8 protein-coding genes and 2 pseudogenes are annotated in these 11,365 nt (G+C 65.7%); 2 read left to right on the top strand and 8 right to left on the bottom strand.

Annotated features, from left to right (window positions below; translation table 11 throughout):
• Nucleotides 1-65 precede the first annotated feature (65 nt).
• Both D1F64_RS07940 and D1F64_RS07935 read left to right on the top strand, forming a co-directional pair.
• The gene (locus D1F64_RS07940) at nt 66-311 is read left to right on the top strand and encodes a type II toxin-antitoxin system ParD family antitoxin (RefSeq protein WP_117411998.1); all 246 of its coding nucleotides are present in this window, start codon (nt 66-68) and stop codon (nt 309-311) included.
• 9 nt (nt 312-320) lie between these two features.
• Entirely contained in the window at nt 321-617 is a 297-nt protein-coding gene (locus D1F64_RS07935; RefSeq protein ID WP_117411997.1) for a type II toxin-antitoxin system RelE/ParE family toxin, read from the top strand.
• A gap of 46 nt (nt 618-663) precedes the next feature.
• Here D1F64_RS07935 and D1F64_RS07930 read toward each other — a convergent pair whose 3' ends face one another.
• The 8 genes and pseudogenes from D1F64_RS07930 to D1F64_RS07895 all read right to left on the bottom strand — a co-directional run bounded on the left by D1F64_RS07930 (nt 664) and on the right by D1F64_RS07895 (nt 11,326).
• Nucleotides 664-1,251, bottom strand: a complete 588-nt coding sequence (locus tag D1F64_RS07930; protein WP_117414498.1) for a class I SAM-dependent methyltransferase — start codon at nt 1,249-1,251, stop codon at nt 664-666.
• Between the two features lie 20 nt (nt 1,252-1,271).
• A pseudogene (locus tag D1F64_RS07925) lies at nt 1,272-2,464 on the bottom strand (ABC transporter permease).
• Between the two features lie 10 nt (nt 2,465-2,474).
• Nucleotides 2,475-3,485 (bottom strand): annotated as a pseudogene (locus D1F64_RS07920) (ABC transporter permease); the annotation flags it as partial.
• Nucleotides 3,485-5,521, bottom strand: coding sequence for an ABC transporter substrate-binding protein (locus D1F64_RS07915; protein WP_205470698.1), 2,037 nt, complete (start codon nt 5,519-5,521; stop codon nt 3,485-3,487). The gene D1F64_RS07915 and the pseudogene D1F64_RS07920, both read right to left, overlap by 1 nt.
• Nucleotides 5,518-7,521, bottom strand: a complete 2,004-nt coding sequence (locus D1F64_RS07910; RefSeq protein WP_117411996.1) for an ABC transporter ATP-binding protein — start codon at nt 7,519-7,521, stop codon at nt 5,518-5,520. The genes D1F64_RS07915 and D1F64_RS07910 overlap by 4 nt, the downstream gene beginning before the upstream one ends.
• Nucleotides 7,522-7,808: 287 nt before the next feature.
• Nucleotides 7,809-9,644: an adenylate/guanylate cyclase domain-containing protein gene (locus tag D1F64_RS07905; protein WP_117411995.1), complete on the bottom strand. Its 1,836-nt coding sequence runs from the start codon at nt 9,642-9,644 to the stop codon at nt 7,809-7,811.
• A 44-nt stretch (nt 9,645-9,688) separates the two neighbouring features.
• Nucleotides 9,689-9,997 (bottom strand): hypothetical protein, encoded by a 309-nt coding sequence (locus D1F64_RS07900; protein ID WP_117411994.1) that lies wholly within the window; start codon nt 9,995-9,997, stop codon nt 9,689-9,691.
• A gap of 138 nt (nt 9,998-10,135) precedes the next feature.
• Nucleotides 10,136-11,326 carry a CaiB/BaiF CoA-transferase family protein gene (locus tag D1F64_RS07895; protein WP_117414496.1) on the bottom strand — a complete coding sequence of 397 codons (1,191 nt, stop codon included), beginning with the start codon at nt 11,324-11,326 and terminating at the stop codon, nt 10,136-10,138.
• Nucleotides 11,327-11,365: the final 39 nt, after the last annotated feature.

Below are 11,365 nucleotides of genomic sequence, written 5' to 3'. Positions count from 1 at the left end.
TTGCCATAGCGCCTGACATCATTTGTCATTCCGTTGTATCGTGATCCCCGAAAGGAGCGCAGTCCATGGCAACGATGAACGTCTCCCTGCCCGACGCGATGAAGGCGTGGGTGGAAGATCAGACAGTCCGCGGCCGATACAGCAACGCCAGCGACTACGTGCGTGATCTGATCCGCAAGGACCAGGAGCGGCATCATGCGATCGGCATCCTTCAGGCAGCAATAACCGAAGGCGTCGAAAGTGGGGACCCGCAACCGTTCGATGCGAGCGCCTTCAAGCTGAGAATGCGCGATCGGCATGTCGTCCGGTAAGCCAATGCAATACCGGCTGGCCCGAAAGCTCTCGGCGATCTCGACGACATCTGGCGCTACACTGCGGAGACATGGTCGCTCGATCAGGCGGACACCTACATCGACGAACTGGCGCGATCCTTCGAGACGCTGGCCGCGACACCCGAGATGGCGCGCGAGAGGACGGAATTCGATCCTCCGGTGCGCATCCACAGTCACAAAAGCCATATGATAATCTACACTGTTGACGACGACCATGTCATGGTCCTGCGCGTCCTTGGCGGCCAGCAAAACTGGCAGGCGATCCTCCAGGCCATTAGCTCGTAGCATGCGAGACGCGCGGTTGCGTGCGTCGCCAGCTTTCGCCCCCCTTTCAAACCGGCCGCACCAGCCTGAGCTTCCATGTCACGTTCTTGGCGCCGCTGGTCAGCGAGAGATCGTCCAAAACCTCCCAGTCGGCGCCGTCGGTGGCGTCCCAGAGGCGCTTGATGATCCTGTTGGCGCCGCTGTCGGGGCGGTTGGGGGCATACATGGAGACGGCGATCACGCCGCCGGGACGCAAGAACGCCTTGTAGCGCTCGAACTGCGCCGCCGGGTCCTCGCAGAAATGCAGCACCTCGTTGAACACCACCGCGGAAAACGTCTCGCCCGGCTGCGGCTCAAACGTGTGCAGGTCGGCCGCCTCGAAGCGGCCCGGCGCGGGATCGATGCCGGATTTCGTGAAGGATTCCGGCGACAGGTCGATGCCGACGTAATGCTCGGGCTTGAGCGGCGCGATGTGGCGGTAGAACACGCCCTCGCCGCAGCCGACATCGAGAATGCTGGTGTGCGTTCCGGTTTCCGCCAGCCAGCTTGCGAGAATGCCCGAGCGGCCGCTCTCGGTCAGCGAGCCGAGGAAGTCCCAGCGGCCCTTCCGGTATTCCGCGTCCCATTCGGCAGCCGTGCTCGCGTTCTTCGCCATGCCCGTGCAGGTCCTTGTCGCTACTTGTAGGGATCGGCCGCGTCGCGCAGACCGTCGCCCAGGAAATTGAAGGCCAGCACCACCAGGACCACCGGGATCACCGGCGCCATCAGCCATGGATAAATGGTGACCACCGTGATGTTCTGCGCCTCGTTGAGCAGCACGCCCCAACTGACCGCCGGCCGCCGCAGCCCCAGGTCGAGGAACGACAGCGCCGTCTCGCCGAGGATCATCGAGGGATAGACAGTGTGGCGCTGGCGATCAAGTGGCTGGTGAAGCCGGGCAGCAGGTGACGGCCGATGATGCGCGAGGGCTTGGCGCCCATCAGCACCGCGGCCTTGGCGTAATCCTCCTCGCGCAGCGACAGCAGCTTGGAGCGCACCGCGCGCGCCAGCCCCGGCCAGTCGAGCAGCCCGAGGATCACCGTGATGCCGAAATAGATCCAGATCGGGCTCCATGTGACCGGCAGCGCGGCCGACAGCGCCATCCACAGCGGCAGTTCGGGCAGCGCGCGCAGGATCTCGATGACCCGCTGGATGAGACTGTCCGCGAAGCCGCCGAAATAACCCGCGATGCCGCCCAGCGTCACGCCCAACACCATGGCGATGGCCACGCCGATGATGCCGACGGTCAGCGACAGCCGCGCGCCGTAGACGATGCCGGAGAACATGTCGCGCCCCAGCCGGTCGGTGCCGAGCAGATAGAGCGTGCCGCCTTGCGCCGCGCACATCAGATGGAATCGCGCCTCGAACAGCCCCCAGAACTGATAGGGCTCGCCGTTGCAGAAGAAGCGGATGGGCTGAACCTGGTCCTTGAGGACCGCGTAGTCCCACTTCAGCTCCTCGAAATTGACGCTCGCCTCCGTGCCATAGACGAAGGGGCCGACGAACGTCCAGTCGTCGAGAAACAGATGCACGCCCTGCGGCGGCGCGTAGAGATGCTCGTTGTCGCGCTGGCTGGCGGTATAGGGCGCGATCACCTCGGCAAACGGCACGCAGAGATAGAACAGCGCCAGCAGCACCGCCGACCATACGGCGATCTTGTGGCGCTTGAACTTCAGCCACATGATGCGCCATTGCGAGGACTGGAAGTAGCGTTCCTGCTCGCGCGTCAGCTGTTCGCGCTCGAGCGGGTCGAAGGGCGCGGGATTGACATAGTGGGGCGGACCCGGCCGCGCGCCCTGCGCGGAAGTGTCGACCGTCGGATCGCTCATGCGGACACCCCCCGCCGAGACGGATGCGCGGGTCGAGCACCGCCAGCAGCAGGTCGGAAATCAGCATGCCGACCAGCGTCAGCACCGCCACGAACAGCAGGATGAAGCCGGCCAGGAACTGATCCTGGCTCTGCAGCGCGTCAAGCAGCACCGGGCCGACGGTGGGCAGGTTAAGCACCACGGAGACGATCACCGAGGAGGACACCAGCGAGGGGATCAGGTTGCCGATGTCGGCAATGAACGGATTGAGCGCCATGCGCAGCGGATATTTGACCAGCAGGCGGTTCTCGGACAGCCCCTTGGCGCGCGCGGTGACCACATATTGCTTGTGCAGCTCGTCGAGCAGGTTGGCGCGCAGCCGGCGGATCATCGCCGCCGTTCCGGCCGTGCCGATGACGATGGTCGGCACGATCAGGTGCCCCAGCACCGACATCACCTTGGGCATGCTCCACGCCTGGCCGATGAATTGCGGATCCATCAGCCCGCCGATTGCCAGCCCGAACCAGCGGTTGGCCAGATACAGCAGGATCAGCCCGAGCAGGAAATTCGGCGTCGCCAGTCCGATGTAGCCCAGCAGCGTGAAGCCATAATCGCCCCAACTGTACTGGCGGGTGGCGGAATAGATGCCGATCGGGAAGGACACCACATAGACGAAGAGGATCGTCACCATGTTGAGCACCACGGTGAGCGGCAACGCCGGCCCCACGACCTCCGAGACCGGCTGGTTGTACTCGAACGACCAGCCCCAGTTGCCCTGCAGCATCCCGTCAAATCCGTGCGGCCCCGACCAGGCGCCGAGCCAGATCAGGTAGCGCTCGAAGAACGGCCGGTCGAGCGCGAACTCGCTGCGCAGGAACTCCACCTTGGCGATGGCCGATTCCTCGCCCTGCGCGCGCAGCTGCGAAATCTGGTTCGACAGGAAGTCGCCGGGCGGCAGCTCGATGATCAGGAACGTCAGGAAGGAAATGACCAGCAGCGTGGGGATCATCACCAGGATGCGGCGAAACACATAGGCGAGCATCAGCGCCGTTCTCCCATGTCCGCTGCGGGTGTCCGTTGCAGGGCCGAGACTGTCGTTTCCGGCCCGCGCGCGCCGTCCTTCAGGCTCGCGGTGCCGGTGCCCTCGTCAAACCAGAATTCATCCATCCGGTGGATGCCGAAATGCGCCCCCGGGTCCCAGCCGTAGATGCCCTCCTCGGGCACATTGCGCAGCTTGTCGGACACCACCACCGGCTGACGCACGGCGGCGATCAGACCGATACGGAAGGTTTCGTCGGCATGAATGCGCAGCATCTCCTCCCAGATCATGCGGCGCTTGTCATGGGTGTCGGAGCCCAGCCAGGCGTTGTAGAGCGTCAGGAGCCGCTTGGCCGGCGGGTAGTCCACCGCTTCGCCCGACTGGCCGCCGCTTTCCACATAGTCGCCCCAGGCCGGCCAGACCAGCGCCTCGCCCGTCACCGGCGCCAGGTCATCTGGCGGCATGTCCGCCGTCGGGATACCGTTTTCCAGCCCGTACCACACCGACATGACCAGCGCGCCGGACAAAGCCCGGTCGCGCATCACCTCACGTTGCGAGGGTTTGGGGAACAGCGCGATGCCGATCTCGCGCCATGTCTCGGCAACCAGCTCCAGCACGTCGAGCTGCTCCTGGCTCTCGCCCGCCGTCTCGACGATGATCTCCAGTGGCCGGCCATCGGGAAGCAGCCGGATGCCGTCGCCGCGCCTTTTGGTCAGGCCCAGTTCATCCAGCAGCGTGTTGGCGAGCACTGTATCGAATTGCGTCCAGGCCTCGCGGTAATAGGGCTCATACAGCGGGCTTTGCGGCAGCACCGTATCGTTGCTCTCCGCCGCCAGACCGAAATACAGCACGCGGTTGATCATCCGCCGGTCGATGCCCAGCGAGAGCGCGTGACGGAACCGCGGCCGCCGCATCAGGGTGCGCCAGATCGGGTCGCGCACCGTGAGATTGGGCAGCAGCGCGATGTGCGCGCCCTTGGCGATCGGCCACAGCCGCGTGGTGTAGCCGCTTTCCTCCTCGCCGCGCTTGAGCACCGTGATGTCGGAAAACGCCAGGTTGCGCGCCTGCAGATCACTCTCCCCGGCCTGGGTCTTAGCGGCGATCAGCCGCGCGTTGGCAACCGTCATCACCACGCGGTCGATATACGGCAGTTGCTGCCCCTGGGTATCCACCCGGTGAAAGTAGGGATTGCGGATCAGCACCTGGCGCTGCTTGGAGTTGTGCGGCGCCACCATCCAGGGTTGCAGCGTCGGCAGCTCCGCGTCGCTGGCGCGGTACATCTCGTCGCGGTCGTTGTGCAGCGACGCCCAGAAGCGAACCTTCTTGCGCGCGACCATCTCGGCGATGTCATCCGCGTCGCCGTATTTTTCGTGGAACCGCTTGAGGAAATGCGCCGGCCGGTAGATGAACGGCGGCAGCGCCTTGGCAAGCGATGGCAGGAACAGCGGGTTGGGCGCGTGCCAGCTGTAGCGCACCGTCACCTCGTCGATCACCTCGAAGGCCGGCTTTCGGCCTTCGACCAGCATGAACTTCGGCGGGCCCGACGGGCTCAGATGCTCGTTGTTGGCGATGTCCTGCCACCAGTAGCGAAAATCCTCGGACGTGAAGGGCGCGCCGTCCGACCACTTGTGACCGCGGCGCAGGCGCAGGGTGAAGGTGCGTCCCTCCTCCACCTCCACGGACTTGAGAATGTCCGCGTGCAGCGTCAGGTCCGTGTCGTAGCCGATCAGTCTTGCATAACCCCAGACGGTGATCAGCCGCACGTCCTTGGTCCGCCCGATCAGCGTGCGCAGATCGCCGCCGTGGTGCCCCGGCTCGCGGCCCTTCGCCTCCAGATCGACGACCAGCGGCTCCAGCGGCAGCCGTTCGGCGACGGGTGGCAGCTTGATGCTGGGGTGCGTGCGGCCCAGCGTCTCGGTCTCTGCCAGGCGCGGCACCGGCAGCGGGGCGGGATCGGTGATGATCTCCGCGCGCGCCGGAAACTGCGCAAGCATTAAAAGGGCGAGCGCCATTCCGGCGAAGGCCGTGAGGAGCCTCATGCCACACCCTCCGTGTTCTCATTCCAGAACCGCTGGGACGCATGTTCGCGGCCCACGGCATCGACGGTGGCGCTGGCAAGTCCCGGCGCGCAGACGAAATGCCCCGGCGCCATTTCCACCAGCGTCGGCGCCGTGTCGCCGACGATCCTGTAGGGCTCGCGCCACTGCGCGGGATCGGAAATCATCGACGCGGAAATGCCCTCCAGATCCAGCCGGTCGTCGAGGCTCGGCTCCGGCACCGCCTTGAGCAGCGCGCGCGTGTAGGGATGGATCGGGCTGGCAACCACCTCATGCGTCGGCCCCAGCTCCACCAGCCGGCCCTTGCACATCACCGCCACCCGGTCGGCGATATAGTCGACGACGGCCAGGTTGTGGCTGACAAACAGGTAGGTCAGCCCGAGTTCCTTCTGCAGATCCTTGAGAAGGTTGAGGATCTGCGCCTGAACGGACACGTCGAGCGCCGAGACCGGCTCATCGCAAAGCACGAATTCCGGCTCCAGCGCGAGCGCCCGGGCGATACCGATGCGCTGGCGCTGACCTCCGGAGAACGAATGCGGGTAACGACGCAGGAAGCGCGGATCGAGACCGACCAGTTCCACCAGATCGCGCACCCGCTGCGCGCGTTCGGCCGACGAGCCGATGCCATGGATGATCAGCGGCTCCATCAGGATATCGTTGACCGTCATGCGCGGATTGAGCGAGGAGAACGGATCCTGGAAGATCAGTTGCACCCGGCGGCGGAAGGCCTTCAGGTCCTTGCCCTGCAGCGTCGCCATATCCTTCGGTTCGCCGTTCACGAAATAATCGATGCGGCCGCCTTCCACGCCGATGGCGCGCAGGATTGCCTTGGCCGTGGTGGTCTTTCCGGAGCCGCTTTCGCCCACAAGTCCCAGGCATTCGCCGCGTCTGATCGTCAGGTTGACGGCGTCCATCGCCTTGATGGTGCGCACTTCGCCGCCCCAAAGGCCGCTCTTGCGCAACTGATAGATCTTGGAAACGTTGTCCAGCCGCACCAGCGGTGTGCCCGGCTCGCCGCGCCAGTTGGCGGGGCGGCGCGCATGCAGCGCCTCGACCTTGGCGGTCACGGGCCGGATCGGCACCAATCGCTCGCCGGGCGCCATGTCGAAACGCGGCACGGCGCGCATCAGGGCCTTGAGATAGGGGTGGGAGGGCTTGTTGAAGAGATCTTCCGCCGAGCCCGATTCCATGATCCGGCCGTGATAGATCACCACCACTTCGTCCGCCACATTGGCGACGACGCCAAAATCATGGGTGATCATCAGCACGGACATGCCAAGCTCGCCCTGCAGGTCCTTGATGAGTTTTAGAATTTCCGCCTGGATGGTCACATCGAGCGCGGTTGTCGGCTCGTCGGCGATCAACAAGGCCGGCCGGCAGACCAGCGCCATGGCGATCATGGCGCGCTGGCGCAGCCCGCCGGACAGCTCGAACGGAAAGGTGTCCAGCGCCCGCTCGGGATGCGGGAACTGAACCAGCTTGAGCATGTCGCGGGTGATTTCGGCAGCCTCTCGCCGCGACAGTCCCCGGTGCAGTTCGATCGCCTCGCCGATCTGGTCGCCGATCGTGTGCAGCGGCGACAAGGAGGTCATCGGCTCCTGAAAGATGATGGCGATGCGGTCGCCGCGGATGGCGCGCATCGCGGCGCTGTCGGGCTTCAAGGCGGCGATGTCGACCTCCCGGCCCACATCCATACCGGTCGGCATGCCGGCCGGCGCCCCGGGCACAACACCCGCCCCGGTCCCGACCGCGCATCGCGGCCCCGTGTCACGAAAATGAATGTGACCGGACGCGATCCGCGCATTGGCGGGCAGCAGCCCCATGATGGCCTGCGAGATCACGCTCTTGCCCGAGCCGGATTCGCCCACCAGCGCCAGGGTCCGGTTGGCGGGAATCGACAGGGACACGCCGTCGACGGCGCGCACCAGACCTTCCGGGGTATCGAACTCCACCGTCAAATCGTCGAGCGTGACGATATCCAAAGCGCGCCTCCAACCGAAGAGTATCCCAGCCACTATAGGCGACACATCGGACACGAAAAGCAAATTCAGATGTAGAAACAAGATCGATTTAACATCGCTTGCCTCTGTGAATATGACAAGCCGTGACGGCGGCGGCCCTCCATTTGCGTCATGACCGGCGGAGCGGGGCGAACAAAGCCCCGCCAACCGGCTCGAACCAGCACCGAGACGACGGCCTTGCGGCGCCCATGAGCAACACGCGAGCGTTCGTTTGATGCCGTGAATGGCCCGCTCGCGGCGGTGTGGAGTCAGCCTTCGCCTTGAATATCCCGGGAGAAAAGCCGCCACACGTCGATTTCCGAGCCACGACCGCGCAGGTGATGCTGGCCGATCGAGGCGCGCGGCACCTTCAGATTGAGGGCCGAGACGGTCTCCCCGCTGGCCAGCACAACGGTTTCGTCATGCGGACCGACAATGCGGCCAAAATCCTGCAGCCGCTGGGTGACGTTCACCGCGTCGCCGACGATGGTGTAGTCGACCCGGTCATAGGCGCCGATGTTGCCGACCACCACACGGCCGGTGTGAATGCCGATGCGAAGCTGGGTGAGCGTTTCGCCCGCGGCGCGCGCCGCGACATTGGCCGCGTGCTGCGCCTTGACGATCGCGCGGGCCGCGCGTACCGCGGCGTCCGCATGATCGGCGCGTTCGTCCGGGGCGCCCCAGAACGCCAGCATGCCGTCACCGAGGAACTTGTCGACGGTGCCGTCCTCGTCCTCCACCGCGCGCACCAACAGCGCGAAATGTCCGTTGAGAAACCGCGCCACCTCGCTTGCGCTCATCGCCTCGGACTGGGTGGTGAAGCCGGCGATATCGGTGAACAGCATGGTCAGTTCCGCCTCACGCGAGCGCGCGGCCTCCGCCATGCCCAGTCCCATCAGCTTGCGGAACAGCGACGCCGGCACGTAGGTGTTCAGCGCCCGCAAGCCCGACACCATGGCGTTGAAGGCCACCGCAAGCTGGTCGATCTCCGCCATCCGGCTGTGCGGCAGCGGCTGGACGTCATCGATCTCCATGGCCGCCACCCGCCGCGACTGGGTCGCGATGTGGGTCAGCGGCCGCGACAGCGTCCGCGCCAGCCATAAGGCGAGCACGCTTGCGACGATCAGCGCCACGACGCCGGCGATGCCGGAGATCATCATCCGCCGGACCTCGCCTCCGAGACTGGCGCGCTGGAAATAGGCGCCGATGATCCAGTCGTGCGGACCGTAGCCCGGCAGCGCGCGCGACATGAGGATGTAGTCCTCGCGTCCCGCCTCGATATGCCGCACATCGACGCCTTCGGCCTGCGCCTGGCTGAAGCGTTCCAGCACCGGGGCCTGCGCCATCGCCCGCAATACCGGGTCGGCGAAGCGGTCCACCGGCAGCGGCAGAAGGATCTCGGTTTCGGGCGACGCCCGGCGCAGCGGCTCGAGATCTGAAAACGCCAGCACCTGCGCCCCTTGCGCAAGGATGAAGTTGGACATCTCCGGCCCGGTATCCAGTTCGGTGACGATGTCGGTCAGGAAGTCGATGGAGGTCGCCGCCGTCAGATAGGCGATGATCTCTCCGGCGCGCTTCAGCGGCACCGTGACGTTGGTAAACACCCCCTCGGGCACGGTAACCAGCGGCCCCCACGTGGGGCCGGAGGCGGCGCGCACCTCATCGACGGGATACTGACGCCGCCGCTCCGCCGGCACGGGATACCATCCCTCGGCTTCGATGGAGCCGTCGCTCGTGCGCACGGCGGACAGCTCGCGGTCGTCCATATCGAGAACCAGCAGCGCGGTAATGCCCGGATGAGCCGCCAGCGCCCCGGTCAGAAACGACAGCACCCTCTCCTTGTCGGCAAGCTCGAATGCGCCCGCCTCATGCAGCCCGCCGAGGCGTTGTACGGTTTCCGCCACCGGATCGAGATTGGCGCGCAGCCGGTACTCGAGGCTGTCTGCGATCAGCACCGCCTTGTCGTTGAGCAGGGAAAACGTGTTCGAGAAATTGGCCTGCATCGACAGGCCCACAACGACGGCAATGGACACGCCGAGAAGCGCCGTGAACGCGCCGCCCACAACCCAAGCAATCGGCAGTCTCCGCCTGCGCCCGTCGCCCATGCGCCCCTCTTGTCTCAGCCGCGCGGTCCGCGCTCATCCATGCGTCAGTCGCCGAAACCGCGGAACAGCGGCTCCTCGCAGATATAGCCGACGAGACATTGCGGCTTGTCGCGCGTCGCGGCAAGCGCCGGCACGACCGTTTCCCATCTGTCGCAATAGCGCTGGTGGGAGACAAACCGTTCGTAGGTGAAGCGGCCGGTGGTCATCACCACCGCGCCTCGGTCCAGAACCATGTCATGGGCCTGGGCACAGGTCATGCGCCGGACATCGGGACGCGCGGCAAGTGCGGGCGCCGCCGCGAGTGGCACCGCGAAGAGAGTGACCAAAACGAGCTGCGACAGTGTCCGTGTCATCGAAACCTCCGGTTTCCGTACTCCAATGTGTATCGGGAATCATCATGCAAAATAAGGGGGATCTGTGACGCCGCGCGACAGGCCGCCAGCCCGCATCCGCCTGGCGATCGTCCTGAGCAGCCCGGCTTCAAACCGCCGTCACCGCGCCGGCCAGCCGATTTCCGCGAGAATCTCGTCACTGTGTTCGCCCAGTCCCGGGGAGGCGCGGTCCATGGTCATCGGTGAGCGCGAGAAGCGGATCGGATTGCGCACGGAAGGCACGGTTCCGCCCTTCGCCGTGCCGCTGGCCAGTTCCAGCTTCAGCCCGCGATGGATCACCTGGGGATCGGCGAAGACGTCGGCCACCGTGTTGATCGGCCCGCCAGGCACACCGACGGCTTCGAGCTTTTCAAGCAGGCCGTCGCGGGTCATCGCGCGCGTGAGCGGCGTCAGCAGCGCGATCAGCGTGTCGCGGTTGCGCACCCGGGCGGCGTTGGTGGCGAATTCCGGCAAGGCCGCCAGATCGGGACGCTCGAGTGCCTCGCAGAAGCGCTTGAACTGGCCGTCGTTGCCCACCGCGACAATGAGATGCCCGTCGGAACTGGGAAACACCTGATAGGGCACGATGTTGGGATGCGCGTTACCGAGCCGCCTGGGCGCGGTGCCGGTGGCGAGATAGTTCATCGCCTGATTGGCCTGGATCGCCGTGACGCTGTCCATCAGCGCCATGTCCACCTGCTGGCCCTGGCCGCTCGCCTCGCGCTCGCGTAACGCCGCCAGGATGCCGATGGTGCCGTAAAGCCCGGTGACGATGTCGGCCACCGCCACGCCCACCTTCTGCGGTTCGCCATCGGGCTCGCCGGTCACGTCCATCAGCCCGCTCATGCCCTGGATGATGAAGTCGTAGCCCGCGCGATGCGCATAGGGCCCCTGCTGGCCGAAGCCGGTGATCGAGCAATAGACCAGGCGCGGGTTGATCTCCTTCAGGCTGGCGTAGTCGAGGCCGTATTTCTCAAGCCCGCCGACCTTGAAATTCTCCACCAGCACGTCCGCGCGCCGGACCAGTTCGCGCACGATCGCCTGGCCGTCCGCGGTGCGGAAATCCACCGTCACCGAGCGCTTGCCGCGGTTGCACGAGTGATAGTAGGCGGCGGCGTCCGGACCCGTCTCGTTTTCCACGAACGGCGGCCCCCAGGTCCGGGTGTCGTCGCCCTGCGGCGCCTCCACCTTGATCACGTCGGCGCCGAGATCCGCCAGCGTCTGGCCGATCCAGGGGCCTGCGAGAATGCGGGCAAGTTCGAGCACGCGGATGCCGTGAAGGGGAGCGGAAGCGGCAGGGTTCTGGGTCACGAGCGAGATCCGGCGTTGGCGAAGGGACAGCAATGGTCA

It is taken from the genome of Breoghania sp. L-A4 (genome assembly GCF_003432385.1).
GTDB lineage: Bacteria > Pseudomonadota > Alphaproteobacteria > Rhizobiales > Stappiaceae > Breoghania.
Note: the sequence above shows the minus strand (reverse complement) of the source record. Positions and strands in the feature narration are given on the sequence as shown.